General features: G+C 37.8%; 16 protein-coding genes. 6 read left to right on the forward strand and 10 right to left on the reverse strand.

Going from position 1 to position 18184, the window contains the following annotated elements:
• The first annotated feature begins 109 nt into the window (after nt 1-109).
• Complete coding sequence (locus H6G06_RS23805) at nt 110-418, forward strand: RNA recognition motif domain-containing protein (RefSeq protein ID WP_190564541.1); 309 nt, start codon at nt 110-112, stop codon at nt 416-418.
• Between the two features lie 118 nt (nt 419-536).
• Here H6G06_RS23805 and H6G06_RS23810 read toward each other — a convergent pair whose 3' ends face one another.
• Nucleotides 537-1565 (reverse strand): NADP-dependent oxidoreductase, encoded by a 1029-nt coding sequence (locus tag H6G06_RS23810; RefSeq protein ID WP_190564542.1) that lies wholly within the window; start codon nt 1563-1565, stop codon nt 537-539.
• A 179-nt stretch (nt 1566-1744) separates the two neighbouring features.
• Here H6G06_RS23810 and H6G06_RS23815 point away from each other — a divergent pair, with 179 nt between their 5' ends.
• Nucleotides 1745-2665: a ribonuclease D gene (locus H6G06_RS23815; RefSeq protein WP_190564543.1), complete on the forward strand. Its 921-nt coding sequence runs from the start codon at nt 1745-1747 to the stop codon at nt 2663-2665.
• Between the two features lie 321 nt (nt 2666-2986).
• The gene (locus H6G06_RS23820) at nt 2987-3829 is read left to right on the forward strand and encodes a tetratricopeptide repeat protein (RefSeq protein WP_190564544.1); all 843 of its coding nucleotides are present in this window, start codon (nt 2987-2989) and stop codon (nt 3827-3829) included.
• 90 nt (nt 3830-3919) lie between these two features.
• Here H6G06_RS23820 and H6G06_RS23825 read toward each other — a convergent pair whose 3' ends face one another.
• From H6G06_RS23825 to H6G06_RS23840, 4 genes are all read right to left on the reverse strand, one after another.
• On the reverse strand, nt 3920-5575 hold the full coding sequence (locus H6G06_RS23825; protein WP_190564545.1) for a VC_2705 family sodium/solute symporter: 1656 nt from the start codon (nt 5573-5575) through the stop codon (nt 3920-3922).
• Nucleotides 5576-5584: 9 nt separating this feature from the next.
• Nucleotides 5585-5836: a DUF4212 domain-containing protein gene (locus H6G06_RS23830; protein WP_190564546.1), complete on the reverse strand. Its 252-nt coding sequence runs from the start codon at nt 5834-5836 to the stop codon at nt 5585-5587.
• 422 nt (nt 5837-6258) lie between these two features.
• Nucleotides 6259-6777 (reverse strand): DUF29 family protein, encoded by a 519-nt coding sequence (locus tag H6G06_RS23835; RefSeq protein WP_190564547.1) that lies wholly within the window; start codon nt 6775-6777, stop codon nt 6259-6261.
• A 117-nt stretch (nt 6778-6894) separates the two neighbouring features.
• A complete protein-coding gene (locus H6G06_RS23840; RefSeq protein WP_190564548.1) occupies nt 6895-9375 on the reverse strand; it encodes a vWA domain-containing protein in 2481 nt (826 codons plus the stop codon).
• 251 nt (nt 9376-9626) lie between these two features.
• On the opposite strand from H6G06_RS23840, the gene H6G06_RS23845 reads away from it, so the two are divergent.
• The 3 genes from H6G06_RS23845 (at nt 9627) to H6G06_RS23855 (ending at nt 12470) form a co-directional block, all read left to right on the forward strand.
• Nucleotides 9627-9833: a hypothetical protein gene (locus tag H6G06_RS23845; RefSeq protein ID WP_190564549.1), complete on the forward strand. Its 207-nt coding sequence runs from the start codon at nt 9627-9629 to the stop codon at nt 9831-9833.
• Nucleotides 9834-10076: 243 nt separating this feature from the next.
• The gene (locus H6G06_RS23850; RefSeq protein ID WP_190564550.1) at nt 10077-11585 is read left to right on the forward strand and encodes a UbiD family decarboxylase; all 1509 of its coding nucleotides are present in this window, start codon (nt 10077-10079) and stop codon (nt 11583-11585) included.
• 237 nt (nt 11586-11822) lie between these two features.
• The gene (locus H6G06_RS23855) at nt 11823-12470 is read left to right on the forward strand and encodes a Coq4 family protein (RefSeq protein ID WP_190564551.1); all 648 of its coding nucleotides are present in this window, start codon (nt 11823-11825) and stop codon (nt 12468-12470) included.
• 190 nt (nt 12471-12660) lie between these two features.
• On the opposite strand, the gene H6G06_RS23860 is transcribed toward H6G06_RS23855, so the two are convergent.
• The 5 genes from H6G06_RS23860 to H6G06_RS23880 form a co-directional block, all read right to left on the reverse strand.
• A complete protein-coding gene (locus H6G06_RS23860; RefSeq protein WP_190564552.1) occupies nt 12661-13656 on the reverse strand; it encodes a hypothetical protein in 996 nt (331 codons plus the stop codon).
• A gap of 10 nt (nt 13657-13666) precedes the next feature.
• Nucleotides 13667-13912, reverse strand: coding sequence for a hypothetical protein (locus H6G06_RS23865; RefSeq protein ID WP_190564553.1), 246 nt, complete (start codon nt 13910-13912; stop codon nt 13667-13669).
• A gap of 572 nt (nt 13913-14484) precedes the next feature.
• Nucleotides 14485-16371, reverse strand: coding sequence for a molecular chaperone DnaK (gene dnaK, locus H6G06_RS23870; RefSeq protein ID WP_190564554.1), 1887 nt, complete (start codon nt 16369-16371; stop codon nt 14485-14487).
• A 199-nt stretch (nt 16372-16570) separates the two neighbouring features.
• On the reverse strand, nt 16571-17065 hold the full coding sequence (locus H6G06_RS23875; RefSeq protein WP_190564555.1) for an Hsp20/alpha crystallin family protein: 495 nt from the start codon (nt 17063-17065) through the stop codon (nt 16571-16573).
• A gap of 350 nt (nt 17066-17415) precedes the next feature.
• Nucleotides 17416-18183 (reverse strand): thioesterase II family protein, encoded by a 768-nt coding sequence (locus H6G06_RS23880; RefSeq protein ID WP_190564556.1) that lies wholly within the window; start codon nt 18181-18183, stop codon nt 17416-17418.
• Between the last annotated feature and the right edge of the window lies 1 nt (nt 18184).

Consider the following 18184-nt stretch of genomic DNA (forward strand, 5'->3'; position numbering starts at 1 on the left):
TTCGGCGACGGCGTTTGTTTTTAACATTGATGGTTTTTTTCCTTTTGGTATTTACAGACTTTTCTCCGAAACCTAAATCTCTACACTCTTATGATTTTGGAGAAAAGCTATGTCAATTTATGTAGGCAACCTCTCTTATGAAGTTACCCAAGATACTCTAACTGCGGTTTTTGCAGAATATGGTTCTGTAAAGCGTGTTCAACTACCAACAGACCGTGAAACAGGAAGACTGCGCGGTTTTGGTTTTGTAGAAATGGGTACAGATGATGAAGAAACATCTGCTATTGATGCCCTTGATGGTGCTGAGTGGATGGGACGTGACCTGAAAGTAAATAAGGCTAAACCCAGAGAAGACAGAGGTGGTTCCTTTGGTGGTGGTAATCGCAGTGGTGGTGGTGGTTCTCGTAACCGCTACTAAGCTTTGTACTCAAGCATTTTTGCTAATCTAACAGATCTAGCAATTTAATTGAATTTAGGAACGGCTCAAGTATGAAAAAATAGCAATACTTGAGCCTTTTTAATTGATTATTTGATGATTAGGGTTCCTCGGAAATTTTGACAATTAATTTACCCATTTTGTCACCATCAAAAAGTTTGAGAATTGCCTTTGGTGCATTTTCCAAACCTGCAACAATTTCTTGAGTATATTTAATTTTTTCTTCTTGTAACCACTCTCCAATGTCCCTAAAAGCAACATCCCATTGCTGAAGATAATCGGTGATAATAAAACCTTGTACTAACACACGCTGCATTAAAATCTGACCGAAATTATAGGGACCCGGTACAAGTTCCTGAGCATTATAAGTGGAAATCAAACCACACAGAGGAATGCGTGCATTTAAATTAACTTGTGTCAAAACAGCGTCAAGAATTTCCCCACCAACATTCTCGAAATAGATATCAATCCCATTGGGACATGATGCAGCTAAGGCTGGAATTAAATCAGCGGTTTTATAGTTAATTGCTGCATCAAAACCGAGTTCATCTACCAACAATTGGCATTTTTCATCAGAACCGGTGATCCCCACCACACGACAACCTTTAATTTTGGCTATTTGTCCCACTAGAGAACCGACTGCACCAGATGCAGCTGAAACAACTACAGTTTCTCCGGGTTGGGGTTTTCCTATATCCAGTAAACCAAAATAAGCGGTGCAACCAATAAAACTCAGCGGATGCAAAAAAGCAGTGAGGGGGACTGTTAAAGGTTGGGGTAGTTTTGTGAGGTAAAGGAGGTTTTGAGGAGAAATTAGGGCGTAATCTTGCCATCCTAATGCTCCAGAAACCAAATCCCCTGGTTGAAATTTGGGATTTTTGGATTCTTCCACTACACCCACAACCAAACCACGCATCACTTCCCCAAGTTCCACAGGTGGCATATACTGGGGGCGATCGCTCATCCAAATGCGATTGGTAGGATCTAAAGAAAGATATATACTACGTACCAGGATTTCACCATCTTCAGGGTGAGGAATTACTTCTTCCCGATACTCAAAATCACTTTCTTTGATATCACCGATAGGACGAGAAGCCAAACGCCACTGACGATTTAGATATTTTTGCATAAATTTGGGTTCGCGAGTTTTTCACAATAAAAGTATCTCTGATTGGCAGGCTTTTGGCAGATTGGCAGAAATTTTGCCTAAAACTTATCATAATGATGGGGCAGCAGGTCAGAGCAAAATTAGTCACAAAATGTTAATTTGGGAAACTATGACTAAGTTTAACTGCCCTACATCTACCAATGCCTTATCTTACTGCTGCTAGGGAAATCTGTTCCCTGATTACTAAATATACCAAATCGCCAACTCTGTGGATAGATACAGAAGTTGCTGATTATAAAAGTCGTAATCCTCGATTATCGCTGATTCAGATATTGGATAATCCTCAAGATATGACTGGTGACAGTGTTTATATTTTGGATGTTCTAGATCAGCCTGATGTGATTGCTGATTTTATTGAGCAAATCATGATAAATCCGAATATAGAAAAAGTTTTTCATAACGCTAGTTATGATGTGAGATTTTTAGGCAATAAAAAAGCCAAAAATATCACTTGCACTTTAGAAATGGCGAAGTCAATACCTTATCATATCTTACCATTGCCTAATTATCAACTTAAAACCCTGGCTACTGTACTTTGTAATTTTCACGATGTTGATAAACAAGAACAAAGCAGTGATTGGGGTAAAAGACCTTTGACTGATGACCAATTAGAATATGCTTATTTCGATTGCATTTATCTTGCTCAAGTACACTTACAGTTATTGGCAGTACAGTCCCAAAATCTCACAAATCCGGAAACAGAAGATTTAAATCTACTTTCTGCAAGATATACAGAAGTTGAACAGCAGCGAAAACTCATCAATTCGGAATTTGATTATTTACAAGAACGATTAAAAAAAGCTATGCAAATTCAAAATGTATCCGAAACTGAATATTGTCAGATCAGTGGTTATGAACGTAAATCTGTAAAAGTCAAGTTTACAGAATTGGTACGATTGGTGGAAAGTCAAGATGTTGATTTGGATTTTCCCATTACTCTAACTGAGAAACTGCAAAAAGATTTAGGCAGAAATTTGGAACAATTAGATGTAAGTATTGAAACAACTTCTGTTTGGCGACTAACTGCTAAATCTCAAGAAGTTGATGTCAATGATGAGTAATATAGCCATCCTGAATCATTCCTGAATAACCCAATCCCCAATTTATTAAAGAAGTTGGGGATCTGAATTCCTGTGAATGGTTATAAAAAATGTATGAAATTAAACAATTTAATAATTTAAAAATGAAACGATGTATACATTAAATTCTAGAGTAAATGGTTAAATTTTGAAAAAGTTATGAATGTAATCTAGAGGATATAAGGAAAGCTTGTTAACTTAGGATAAAACTAGTAGCACCAGTGAGAATTGTTGGGGAATGAAATAAGTAAATTAGATTTTGTAATCATTTTCTCCGGGTATAAAAGCGGTTTATAAGAACTTATGAAATGGCAGTTATTGACACACAAATGGCAAGTGCTAGGCAGAATATTCAAAATAGCAATAGTTACTGGTTTAACTGGAATTTTATGCGTTTCTTGCAATCAAAGTAAGGATGTTTTGGTGACAGAAATAGGGGTCAGTCCTCCCAATCGGTTGACAGCAAAAACATCAAAAGCTGGAGAATTCTATATTCAAGGACAAAATCAGCACGCTAAAGGTAATTCCCAAGCTGCTATTGCTGCTTATAGTAGATCAATTAGTCTTAATTCTCAATATGCACCAGCGTTTAAAAGTCGAGGGTTAGCATATTTTGATGTTGGTAATAAAGAAGGTGCGATCGCTGATTATAATCAAGCTTTACGTCTCAATCCCAATGATGCAGAAACCTATAATAATCGGGGAAATGCTCGTGCATCTTTGGGTGATCAACAAGGTGCCATAGAAGATTATAATGAGGCTATCCGCCTAGCGCCCAACTATGCCGAAGCACACAATAATCGAGGCAATGCCCGCGCTACCCAAGGAGATAAAAACGGGGCGCTGGAAGATTACACCCAAGCTATTCGTATCGATCAAAGTTATGCTGTTGCCTACAATAACCGGGGAAATGCTTACGCGTCTCAGGGAGATCAACAGAAAGCGATCGCAGATTACAATGAAGCTATCCGACTCAACCCCAACTTTGGACCTGCCTTTAATAATCGCGGAAATGCCTTTGCTGCTACTGGAGACAAACGCAGTGCCTTACAAGATTTACAACGGGCAGCATCTATCTTTGATAAAGAAGGAAATAAGGATTTGTATCAACAAGTAATGAAAAATATTGAGGAATTGGGAAGATAGCTAATGGGTAATGGGTAATGGGTAATGGGTAATGGGTAATGGGTAATTAATTTTATTTTTCCCAATCACCAATCACCAATCACCAATTACTTATTCTTCAAAACTAGGAGTGCGTAAATCTTCCACCAAAGCTTGAATTTCTGCCGATGGGGGAGGAGTCAAACGGGAAACTGTGATGGTGACAATAAAATTAATTACCATCCCTAAAGTGCCGATACCTTCAGCAGAAACGCCAAAAAACCAAGGTGTCATACCGCCAAATTTCACACCGATAATATAGATGATGGTGAAAATTAAACCCGTCAACATTCCTGCAATAGCACCTGCGGCATTTGTGCGTTTATCAAAAATTCCTAATACTATCACCGGGAAGAAACTAGCAGCAGCTAAACCAAAAGCAAAAGCTACCACCTGAGACACAAAACCGGGGGGATTTACGCCAAAATAACCAGCTAAAACTAAGGCAAAACCAACAACAACCCGCCCCACAAATACCCGTTTTTCTTCCGAAGCTGTAGAATCGAAGATGCGGTAATAAACGTCATGGGCAATGGAACTAGAAATCACCAGTAATAAACCGGAAGCTGTTGATAATGCTGCGGCTAAACCTCCGGCTGCGACTAAAGCTATTACCCAAGCTGGGAGTGCAGCAACTTCTGGAGTTGAGAGAACAATAATATCGTTGTCGATGGTAATTTCGTTAGTTTCTTTGTTAGGAGTTAACTGTAATTTACCATCTTTATTTTTATCTTCAAAAGCTAGTAATTTGGTTTTTTCCCATTTATTTGCCCAGTCTAATTGTCTGACTTCTTCAACAGTATGGTTGTGAAGAGATTCAATTAAATTATAACGAGCAAACATTGATAAAGCCGGGGCAGTTGTGTAGAGAATGGCAATAAATAATAATGCCCAACCTGCGGAAAATCTCGCAGCCCGCACATTAGGAACTGTGTAAAATCGGACGATAATATGAGGTAAACCGGCTGTTCCTACCATCAAAGCAATAGTGATGAATAGAACATCTAACATGGTTTTGTTAGCAAAAGGTTGGGTATATTCTTTAAAGCCTAAGTCAAGTTGAATGAGGTTAAGTTTATCAGCAACATCACTAAAGGTAAATGCTAACTGGGGAAAAGGATTACCTGTGAGTTTAAAAGCGATCGCAATGGCAGGAATGAGGTAAGCTAAAATCAAGATACAATATTGGGCAACTTGTGTCCAAGTAATCCCTTTCATCCCTCCCAATACTGCAAAAAAGCCGACGATAACTATACCGATCATTACACCAGTATTAATATCAACTTGTAAAAAGCGGCTGAATACAATACCTACACCACGCATCTGTCCAGCAACGTAGGTAAGAGAAACGAAAATAGCTGCAACTACTGCGACTAAACGAGCAAGATTAGATTCATAGCGATCGCCCACAAAATCTGGTACAGTATATTTACCAAACTTCCGCAAATATGGGGCTAATAATAAAGCTAATAACACATAGCCACCAGTCCAACCCATCAAATAAATTGAACCATCATAACCCAAGGTAGAAATTAACCCAGCCATCGAAATAAACGAAGCCGCAGACATCCAATCTGCTGCTGTTGCTGCACCGTTAGCAATAGAAGGAATACCCTGGCCAGCAATAAAGAAATCTTTTGTATCCTTTACCCGTGACTGCCAACCAATGTATATATAGAGTGCAAAAGAAAGTCCAACTAAGATAATCGTCCAAAGTTCAACTGACACCGTTTATCCTCACTTTTTATTATACTTGCGGTCTAATTTATCCATTTGGAAAGCATAGGTAAAAATCAAACCCACAAAAATCAAAATTGACCCTTGTTGTGCCATCCAAAAGCCAAAAGGTAAACCAAAAAACCTAATTGTATTTAATGGTTGAACCAGCAAAATACTAAAAACAATCGAAGCTAAAGCCCAAATAATTAAAAGATTTCTGATTAAAGCAGTGTTAGCACGCCAATAAGCACGGCGTTGTTCTTCATCCATTTTTGTTATCCTGGCTGAATCATAGATAATATCAATCAGCCGTTATTATCTAGCCTGACTTCGGTTTTTTTATGTTAAGTTTTTTTAAACGGTTTCATTTTTTATTAAATAAAACTTCTAACTATAGCACAGTTGGTTATTTAACACAAATCACCAGATACGTATTTTTTTAGTAACTAGGGTATCTATAGCAATCCTAAATGATTCATGAACACTTTCTGTTCCCTGTTCCCTGTTCCCTGTTCCCTGTTCCCTGTTCCCTGTTCCCTTCCGTCACCGATAAGTTCTCAACTCAAATAGGACCGCTATATATAAAGATTTATTGTATAAAAAGCGATCTGTTGACATCCTCGACTTCTTTGAATAATCTTAATTATTTATCAAAGATTTAATCCCGAAGTGGGGGATATTTATTGACTTTATTATCTTCTTCCTAACTTCCAATCTTCACCACCGGGTAACTGAGTTAAATAATTATCAATTACAGATGGTAACTCCTTAATAGAAAAATTATAACTCAATTCTAATAAAACCTGAGCTTGATTAATTATCTGTTCCTTATCTACCATTTCTGCAAGTCGAAAAGGACTGTAAGCACCATTCAAAACTTCCACACTTGCATCTCGAATAGCACCCTCTATTTCATCTTGAATATAGCTATCCCATTCATTTAGATTGATGTAATATGATTTCTTATTTTCCTTGAGATTGAGTTTTTTAGTTTCGCTAATAGAATTACGAATAGAAGCAGCCCATGAATTAGTTAATCGCTTTTCTATTTGATTCTTAATCAAATGAATTAACAAAACCTTTACAAATGCTTGAATATTTCGCAAAATTGCTTGTCTACTCATTCCCTCCAACTCATCAACAATAGCTAAAGCATCCGTATAACGCTCTTCTAAAATACTATTTCTGAGGTCGATTAATTCCTGGGTCATTTGTTTATTAACCTCAAAATTACTCAAAAGACTCTCTTAGTATAACATAAATTTACAACCGTCTATATTAGTAAGGGTTCAGCACTGCTAAACCCCTACAAACACCTAAGAAATTAGCTAATTAACACCAACTAACTTCTTACTGTAATATTCAGTTTGAGCATAAACACTAATTACAGTATCACCAACTACAAAAAATGTTCCTTCCTGCTCATTCTTAGAAAACTGCAAATGAGGATATTTACTACCTATTTCATCAGCAGTCATCGCTTGAGCATTCATTTCATCAGGTAACAAACCAGTCGCACCGATGTAAAATACCAAAGGTGAAATCTTCTCTCGATAAACTTTTTCTGTGTACTCCTCTAACTTACTTTGTGCTGCTGTCATCGCGTTGATAATTTCCTGTTTATTTACAGGTGTACCAGCGTGTTTTGCTTGTAATAATAAAGCCAAACTTCCAGCACCAACTAAGTTTAAAATTTCTGCAACTTTGCCATTTTGTTCTATTCCCACAAAATCATCAAAAATCGCTTTCATCAAATCATCGACTTTTGTAATTTTGGTTCTCGAAGACACTGCTTTAGGACGAAAAGCAATATTTTCATTTAACCCCAGTGCAAAAGTAGGTTTAGCAAAAATTTCCCCAGTTTCCGAATCATAAACTTCATATCTTTTATCCAAAAACTGGTTAGCAGAAGACAATTTACTCAAGTTGAGAATTTCTGTACTACCAATATCAATTTTATAACTCACCCTTGAGTCAACTGTACCATCAGATAAAGCTGCTTTCAAGTCTGTATATTCGTTGGTTGTGGGAAAATTCAGATACAGACTTTTAGACAGATAATGTTTTTTCAATTCTTCAATTTGTGCGGGAATAAATACATCCGACTCTTCCCGTAAATGAGCAGCAAGAATACTTGATAAAGCTTTGATTTCTGCAAGTTGAGTAAATAAACCTTCAATACTGCTGTAATTCCCCTCAAAACTAACCAACGGCAAATCTTCTAACTGAAGAGTATATTCTTTTTGAAAATCAAATTCTTCCCCATCAATAACTCCCACCACTTTTAATTCATCAAAGGCTTTTTTGCTGCTTATCTTCACCTTTAAAGCCTTAATATTAATATCTCCATCACTGACAACAGTATAATTATTGAATGTCGTCAAATCATTTAATAACACACCTGCAACTTCTGTAATTGGGGTTTTATCTTCTGAGTTTACCAACTTGACTTTCTGCTGAATCAGCATATTAATAGTAGCCGTATTCCGGTTAATATCAAAACTACCCATCTGCACATAATCACCTGGTTCAATATATTCTATTTCTAACCAAGGTTTGATTAATTCCCCATTTTCTCCTCGCACACCGTTAACACGCTTCACACCTTTTCTCTGGTAAGTTGCTTGCAGATGTTTGAGGTTAATAATGATATGTTGGCGATGTTGTGATAAAATATCAATCAATGCCAAAATCGAGATTTTATCATTAACTTTCACATGATCTAAAATTTCATGTTCAGCTAAAACATGAGGATAAAAGAGCGCAATTTCTAAATCTTGAGTAAAATTAGCAATGTCTTCATTTGTTAAAGCCTTGGCGTGTCTTGCTGTTAAAGTTGCGTTAAAGGTACTAGCAAGCGCATATTTAGCAGTATTTAAATTTCCATCTGCTAAATTAGCCTTAGCAAACATATAGACAGATTCATCATTTTGAGCGACAGACACATCTATTAATTGATTATAAGCCTCTTGCGTAATTTGCTTATATTTATAGATATATGCCTCATCTTCAAGTTTCAAACCAAAAACTTTTAAAGTTTGATTTGTACCATTAATTTTTTTAGCAGTGGGAGAGAAAAATACTTGATAACTGTAGTCACTAGCTAAAGGTTCTTCTATGACTATTCCCGTTGCTTCTTTTAACACATTTCCCGTGTGATAAAGAGCATCATAGACTTCCTTAATATTCCCAGCTTGTAGACAAACACCAGAAACAGAATTAGCGATTTTTGCCAGAAACTTAAAATCAGAAGAGGGAGAATAGGCAATAGTGTTAACAAAAACTTCCTTGTTTTTTAAATCATTACAAATTTCCTCTATTGCCTTGGATTCAGAATTAAAACTGCTATCATTAGCATAGCCATCACTGTGTAAAGTAATTGCTGTTAATTCATTAGCACGAATCAATTCATTAGCTAATTTCAAAGATTGAGAAATACAAGTTGCACAACCAGCGTGAATTGATTTAATTTCAGCTATGTAAGATGAATCTGGCTGCATTACCTCCTGAATAGGTACACGCTGAAAATGACAAGTAACATCACCTTTAGAAGAATAGGAAATCAGCGTTATTACCAATTCTGAATTACTGTATTCATCCAACGTCAAAAGCTTGATTAAAGTTTCTTTTAATGCCTCAATATCATGATACATAGAACCAGAACGATCAATGATCATGATACTATGAGCTATCATTTTTTTAGGAATAGCATCTGGCTGAATTTCCAGTTTGACTTTTTCAGTTAAATAGAAAGCTTTTTCCTTACCTGCGAGATTATAAACAGCAAACTTGGTTTTTTGACTTGCCATAATTTTGCGAATGGTAATTTTACACGGAATATTGTCCAGGATAAATCAATTTATACTGGGATGAGGTGATGTTGTAATATGTTGTAAAAACTATGATGATAAATATATAGTACATAAATACTATAAAAATGTCAAGGTAAGCAAAAAAGGGGAGCATTACCAGAATTAGAAGCGGTGGGATATGTACAACAAATTGGAGAGGCTTTAATTTTTGTGCATCATCACATCTGGATGCACATCCAGGTAATATTATGGTACAAAAAAATCGCAAAGCTGTTTTAATTGATTCTGCAATTGCTGTGAAAACAATACCCCAAGATGGATATTTTACTTCTCATGATCCTGCTAATATTACCTTTGCACCTCATAAGGCGATATTACTTTGTATCCTTCTATCTGTAATTGCTGCTACCGCTTCTCCTACTTCGCTTATCACCATTTTAGGATCTTTTGTTTGACTTAAAACTGCAAAGGGTAATAAGGAATTTACAGATGTTGTCATACATAAAAACTGTTAAATTTTATCGAATTTAGATCCCTCGAATTTAGATCCCCGACTTCTTTGATTAATCTTAATTATTTACGCAATATTGTATTTAGAAGTCGGGGATATGGTACTTATGAATTTTTAAGTACAAATATACTATGCAAAGATCAAGTTAAGATCAAGAAGACTTTACACTTCTTAACTCTTAGGGAACATGGCGCGAGATTTACGGGGATTTATTAAAATTCTAGAAGAAAGAGGACAATTAAAGCGAATTTCGGCTTTAGTTGACCCAGATATGGAAATTGCGGAGATTTCCAACCGAATGCTGCAAAAAGGTGGTCCAGGATTAATCTTTGAAAACGTCAAAGGTGCGTCTTTCCCCGTTGCGGTAAATTTAATGGGGACTGTGGAAAGGATATGCTGGGCTATGAATATGGAAAAACCAGAGGAGTTGGAAACTCTGGGAAAGAAGCTGAGTATGCTTCAGCAACCCAAACCCCCGAAAAAGATTTCCCAAGCGATAGACTTTGGTAAGGTGCTGTTTGATGTTGTCAAAGCGAAACCGGGAAGGGACTTTTTCCCCGCTTGTCAGCAGGTGGTTGTGGAAGGTAATGATTTAGATTTAAATAAGTTACCTTTAATACGTCCTTATCCGGGAGATGCCGGAAAGATTATTACGCTAGGATTGGTAATTACTAAGGATTGTGAGACAGGTACGCCTAACGTAGGTGTGTATAGGTTGCAACTACAATCTAATAATACGATGACCGTACACTGGTTATCGGTGCGGGGTGGTGCAAGACATTTACGCAAAGCGGCCGAACGTGGTAAAAAATTAGAAGTGGCGATCGCTCTTGGTGTCGATCCTTTAATCATTATGGCAGCTGCCACACCCATTCCTGTAGATTTATCAGAATGGTTATTTGCAGGGCTTTATGGCGGTTCTGGGGTACAATTAGCCAAGTGTAAAACAGTAGATTTAGAAGTTCCCGCAGATTCAGAATTTGTCTTAGAAGGAACCATCACACCAGGGGAAGTTTTACCCGATGGACCCTTTGGGGATCACATGGGATATTATGGCGGTGTGGAAGATTCGCCTTTGGTGCGGTTTCAGTGTATGACACATCGCAAAGATCCGATTTATCTCACCACCTTTAGCGGTCGTCCACCCAAAGAAGAAGCAATGATGGCGATCGCACTCAACCGCATCTATACCCCTATTTTACGACAACAAGTATCAGAAATAGTCGATTTCTTCCTACCAATGGAAGCATTAAGTTACAAAGCAGCGATTATTTCTATTGATAAAGCTTACCCTGGACAAGCAAGAAGAGCAGCCTTAGCTTTTTGGAGTGCCTTACCCCAATTCACCTATACTAAATTCGTGATAGTTGTGGATAAAGATATCAACATTCGTGATCCGCGTCAAGTAGTTTGGGCAATTAGTTCTAAAGTTGACCCTTCACGGGATGTCTTTATATTACCAAATACCCCCTTTGACACCTTAGATTTTGCTAGTGAGAAATTAGGTTTAGGTGGGAGAATGGGCATAGATGCAACTACCAAAATTCCCCCAGAAACAGAACATGAATGGGGTGAACCTTTAGAGTCAGATCCCGATATTGCAGCAATGGTAGAAAGACGCTGGCAAGAATACGGTTTAGGAGATTTAAAGTTAGGAGAAGTTGACCCCAATTTGTTTGGTTATGATATGAGGTAACATCATAAGCTCCAACTGGTAACAACATCTAAAAAATCAGCTTGGCTGATAATATTCAGTCAAGCCAACAATCCTTTTTAGTTGCAAAACTTAGAATTATACTATGAACAGGGCATTTATCAAAACCCCTCTAGGGTCAAAAGAAATAGCAGAAGATGTTTCTTATAGAAAAATTTAGAAATATTTTGGCATCCAAAATCTGGTATTATTAATTTTTAAAGAATTAATTATTAACACGTGATAGAAACCATCAATCAGTCTCAAGAAACAGCAATTCTGGAGAGCTTTATAGAATTGGTTAAATCTCCTTATGGAGATTTTGCTGCCATTGGGAAGCTTTCCCATTTTCTGAACAATCCAGCTACGCTCCAAAAAATTGTGGACTTTCTCAGTTTGACCTCCCAAGGTAAGCAAGCTTTTGTAGACCGCCCCTTGTTGGGAAAAATTGATTTACAGCAACTGCATCAATTACCTAAGCATACACTGGGCTATATGTATGCCGAACACATGATCAGAAATGGATTAACTCCACCACCTGTTAATGAAATTGCAAACGATCAGTTTACATTTTTGGGTACTCACATTACTGAAACTCATGATATCTGGCACGTCGTTACAGGGTGTAATACTGATAAACCAGGTGAGGTTAAACTAGAAGCTTTTTATATCGCACAGCTTGCGTCAGACCGTTTATTTATAGCCCTGCTTGCTAAGAATCTGCTCAAAACCGCAATGTACGAAGTCGAACTCTGTGAGCAGATTATGGATGGGTTGTCGCAAGGTTGGATTATGGGAAAACGGGCAAAACCCCTGTTTGGCATAGAATGGAACAGATTATGGGAAACACCCTTAAAAGACTTGCAGACATCTTTGAACATTAGCTAAGTAGAAAGGCACAAAATAACCGTAGACGCGCAGCGGCTTCTCGGAGAGTAGTCTGTAACGAAAAGTAAACAAACAACAGAAAAAACTATCAAGCAAAGAGGAATTGTCAACTCATAGAAACAGGAGAAGGGATATGGGGAAATAGGGTATCAAAAAAATAATTCTTACCCTACACCCCATGCTCCATGCCCTACACCCTTCTGGATATCATCCTCGCATCCCAAGTATAGAAACCAATTTGGTTAGGAACTCTAGAAAATCTACCTGTACGATGACCTCTAGATAACTCATTGAGAACTTTGTTTTTCACCTCTCTAATTTCCTGATCATCAAGTTCTCCATAAATACCCGTGACGATTTCATTTACAGCGAAAACCCGTCCCCGATGTTGATCTAAGAAAGAGGTAAGAGCGTCAATTAAAAATTGACCTTCAAATTCTTCGAGCATCGGCACTTCTGTTGTTTGTCGTGTAACAAAAGGCTTCTTTTTTTGATTTTTAGCACGAGAAGAAGAGCCGTTGTGATGATTTGGATCTAACAGACTTAAAGCCAGAGTATAACAACCAGGTTCATTGGGAATAGCTGACCAATAACCCCTTTCTCTACCTTGGGTAAGAGAGGATTGAACTCTACCTTTGACGATTTTGAAGATAGTTGACTCTAAATCACCGTAAAGCGATCGCACAATAAAATCTATATGGCATACAGTCCCAGCATATTCGTGCAGTAGCATTTTCAAAGCTTCCATCCGAGTCAGAGATTGATATTGGGGGAGCATGGGAATTTCTGCCCCCTTGGTGAAATGATCATAACTATCTGAAGGTGTATTTCTGGGATGAGAAGTTTCTGACTCTGTAGCAGCAGAACTTGAGCCATTTGTTTGCCATTGATCTGAGTGAGAAGGTTCTGACTCTAGAGACTCCAACAAGTCTAAATCAGACTTATGTTCTGATGACAAAAACAAGCGTGAACCTTTTTTATCACTTGCTTCTAGTTGTGAAAGTGGTTCCTGTTCATCAGGATAAGACCAGGGAGACAACAAAGCTTCCACATGGTCTAATTGCGATCGCGCTTCGATAAATAGCCGTTGGTACTCTTGTGCAAGACCAGCATAGTAGTCTCGTAATTCCAACAATGGCGTAATGAATACCTCTGAAGGAGGTTGTAATTGTTCTTGGGGATTCATATTACTTCAATCAATCTAAATCAATGTCACTTTTGTAAGTCATCGCATGAGGTTTGAGCTTTCTAGATTCCTGGACAGATTTTTTAGGTGCTTGAGGAGGACGACAGCTTTCACAATATAAAGGTCTAGGTCCAAAAGTTTCCCGTTTTGTCGCCTGATTACACTCTTTACAGACAAAATGAAAAATTCGAGTGTGAATCTGTCTTTTATGCGCTCTGACAGTATATTCTCTAACATCAATAGTTTTAGTAGCCATAATTAAGAATTGAGGATTTCAGTACTCTTAATATAGCTATTCAAGCAAACAAAACTATTTCAGTGTGTGTTTTAGTGCAAGTTTTATTCAAATCCTTACAATAGAGCCAATCAGGATAGAAATTTGAATAGTCAAGAATGAACAGCGAAGCAATCTCAACCCATAGGATTGTTGCGCTGCACTAGCTTTCCTGATAATGACATTTCATCTTTAATTTAAGTCTTTCTACTTGTTCATCTGAGTCTACTGATAATCTGGATAAGTTTGCATAACTTAGATATTTAAACCATCCTCCTCATGGATGAAATCGCTAGATAAAGTTGTTCATCCTTCGTAATTTATGATTCATCCTTGATTTTTGTGTTAGAGATAAATCCCCGATTCTATGAGAAGTTGGGGAGCTAAGTATGAGTTTTTTTTAGTTACAGCTATTTTTAGGTAAATAGACCACAAACATACCTCTCTCCTCGTCGGAGAGAGGCTTTGATTTCCTCCCCTTCCCTTGTAGGGAAGGGGCTGGAGGTTAGGTCTCATAATTACGGTTCAAATCCGTGAAAACTGCTGTAAGCTACTTATTGGGACTCCACAAAATCAGCATCAATCACATCTTCACCACGACCAGTTTGTGCTTCCCGACTGCTTCCATTTGGGCTTCCCGCTTGGGCATAAACCGCACTACCAATTTGCATCAAGACTTGCTGTAATTCACTGCTAAGAGATTTAATGCGGTCAAAATTATCTTGATTAATGGCTTCCCGCAAATCCTTGACTAACTCTTCAACTCGGCTTTTATCACCATCACTCACCTTATCACCCAAGTCTCTAATTTGTTTCTCAGCTTGATAAGCTAAAGAATCTGCCAAATTTTTGGTGTCGATTTGTTCACGTCGTCTTTTATCTTCCTCAGCATGAGATTCCGCATCCCGCACCATCTTTTCAACATCCCGCTTATCGAGAGTAGAAGCACCAGTAATAGAAATTGACTGCTGTTTACTAGTGGCTTTATCTTTAGCTGTAACTGACAGAATACCATTAGCATCAATGTCAAAAGTCACATCTATTTGTGGTACACCTCTTGGCGCTGGAGGAATACCATCAAGGCGGAAAGTACCTAAACTCTTATTATCTTTAGCTAATTCCCTCTCACCTTGCAGAACATGAACTTCCACATTACTTTGACCATCAGCCGCAGTAGAAAAGATTTCTGATTTCTTCACTGGGATAGTCGTATTGCGGGGAATGATTTTAGTCATCACACCACCAAGAGTTTCCACACCCAAAGACAAAGGAGTAACATCAAGCAGTAGAATATCTTTGACTTCACCAGACAAAACACCCGCTTGAATAGCCGCACCCACCGCTACAACTTCATCAGGATTCACACCTTGACAAGGTTCTTTACCCGTCATTCTTCTGACCAATTCTTGCACAGCAGGAATGCGAGTCGAACCACCAACTAAGACAATTTCATCAAGTTGAGCATTTGTAAGTTTTGCATCTTGCAATGCTTGTTGAACTGGTTTACGACAACGGTCGAAAAGATCCGCTGCCATCTCTTCAAATTTACCCCTTGTCAAAGTTACATCCAAGTGTTTTGGACCAGCTTGAGTAGCGGTAATAAAGGGCAAATTAATATTAGTTTGAGTCGCACTAGAAAGCTCAATCTTTGCCTTTTCCGCAGCTTCAGTCAATCTTTGTAAGGCTTGTTTATCTTTGCGTAAATCAATGCCTTCATTACTTTGAAACTCATTAGCTAACCAATCAACAATCTTTTTATCGAAGTCATCACCACCTAAATGAGTATCCCCACTCGTAGATTTAACTTCAAAAACACCATCTCCAACTTCCAAAATAGAAACATCAAAAGTACCGCCACCAAGGTCAAATACTAAGATAGTTTCATTTTCCTTTTTATCCAAACCATAAGCTAAGGCTGCTGCTGTTGGTTCATTGATAATGCGGAGAACATCTAAACCAGCAATTTTACCTGCATCTTTAGTAGCTTGCCGTTGAGAATCGTTAAAATAAGCAGGAACAGTAATCACTGCTTGAGTAACTTTTTCTCCTAAATATTTACTAGCATCATCAACCAACTTTCTCAGCACTTGGGCAGAAATTTCTTCTGGTGCAAATTGTTTACCCGCAGCGGGACAATTGAGTTTCACATTGCCATTACTATCTCGCAGAGTTCTATAAGAAACTTCCGTAGCTTCATGGGTGATTTCTTCATATTTACGCCCAATGAAACGTTTCACAGAATAAAAAGTATTTTCTGGGTTCATTACCGCTTGACGACGAGCAATTTGACCTACCAAGCGTTCCCCGCTTTTAGTGTAAGCGACAACTGAAGGAGTGATGCGTTGTCCTTCAGAATTAGCAATTACTAATGGTTGCCCTCCTTCCATCACGGCAACACAAGAGTTTGTAGTTCCTAAATCAATTCCTACTACTTTTGCCATATCTTCCCCCTGGGCTTCAGTAGAAGTGTACTTTTTTATCTCGTTCCCAGTCAGAGACTGGGAATGCCATCACAGAGGCTCTGCCTCTGCTATCATTAAAGGCAGAGCCTTCTAGAAGTCATCCCGTACTCTGTATGGGAACGAGAAAACGAGAAAAAACGAGAATCTGGGTTTTTACAAATCAGAACTGGCTGATAAATTAACCGAGATTAACTTTGAAAGCTTTTTGTTTTTCCGGTTCTGCTTTCGGCAAATTCAACCGCAAAATACCATCTTTATATTCAGCCTGAACTTGTTCATGCTGCACATTAGAAGGCAATGGTATTACCCGTTGGAATTTGCCATAACGAAATTCTGAACGAGTGTAACCTTCTCTTTCGGTTGTAGTTTCCGATTTTCTTTCACCAGTAATAGAAACAGCTTCAGGAGTTACTTCCACATTTACATCTTTGGCTTCTAAACCAGGTAGTTCTACTTTCAATTTAAAAGCATCATCAGTTTCTTCCAGTTCAGCCGCAGGAATAAAAGTTAATCCTGCTCTTTCACCTCCATCACCTGGTATCATTCTTTCAAACAAGCGATTCATCCGCCGTTGGAGGGTATCAATTTCGCGGAAAGGGTCCCAGCGTTCAAGTTCGCGAAATGGTTCTAAGCGTTCAATATCCCGGATTGGGTCCCAACGAACTAGTGCCATAACTATCTCCTATACAATGCTGTATTTAGCTGGCGGAGGCTTAATTTCAAGCTTCACAGATGGCAAACAATACTAGTAATAATTTTTTAAATCTTTCGCTGCGTGAAGCTTCATCTTTTGCTTCCTAGTTAAACAATAACACCAACTTTAAAATTCAGTTGGTTCGGTTTTATAGCTATGGGAATCGCAATAGCCGTACCTGTTTAATTGATTTACAATTTGTTACAAATCTTGCTATAATAAATACACCTTAATCTTAGTTATAAATATCTCAATATTTATTTAAATTAAAAGAATTTATTTATCCAAAACACATAAAATAAAAATCTATCTTAGGTGTGATTCTGAAATTAATAAGAGAAATAATTAAACTCTAACTTTTGAGATATAGATTTTAGTAAAAGCTTTTCATGAGAACGAAGAAAAAAGTGATTACCATCAAGCATTTGTAAATGAAAAGCCGCCGTCGTATGTTCTTGCCATGCTTTTAGTTCAAAATCAGTAAATGCTGGATCTTGCAAACCACCAAAAACACTAATCGGAAAATCAAAAGGTGGTTCATTTGTGTAACTGTAAGTATCTAAAACCGTAAAATCAGCCCGGAGAATAGGGAGAAAAAGTTGGATAATGTCTTGATTTTCTATGACATCATCAGGAGTACCATTAAAATTACGAATTTCTTGCCAAAACTCTGCATCTGGTAAGTTGTAAATCGGTCGTTTTGTAGGAGAAACTTGTGGTGCATTGCGAGCAGATATAAATAGATGCAATGGAGTTAAATTATAATCTGAGCGTAGTAAACGAGTTAATTCAAAACTGACCAATCCACCCATACTATGACCAAAAATAGCAAAGGGTTTATCTAAATAGGGAATGATATTTTGGGCTATTTCCCTCACCAAAGGTTGCATTTTTGTATAGGGAGGTAAGTTCATTTGTCTTCCCCTTCCCGGAATTTCTAGAGGACACACTTCAATGGTTTGGGGTAAAGAATTAGGCCATGTACGAAATATCATGGCGCTACCTCCTGCGTAGGGTAAGCAAAATAAGCGTAATTTGGCTTGGGGGTTGGGTTTAGGACAAGTTACCGAGGAGTTGAAGGTGGTTTTGGTTGTCATA

It is taken from the genome of Anabaena sphaerica FACHB-251, assembly GCF_014696825.1.
In the GTDB taxonomy this organism is placed as follows: Bacteria; Cyanobacteriota; Cyanobacteriia; order Cyanobacteriales; family Nostocaceae; genus RDYJ01.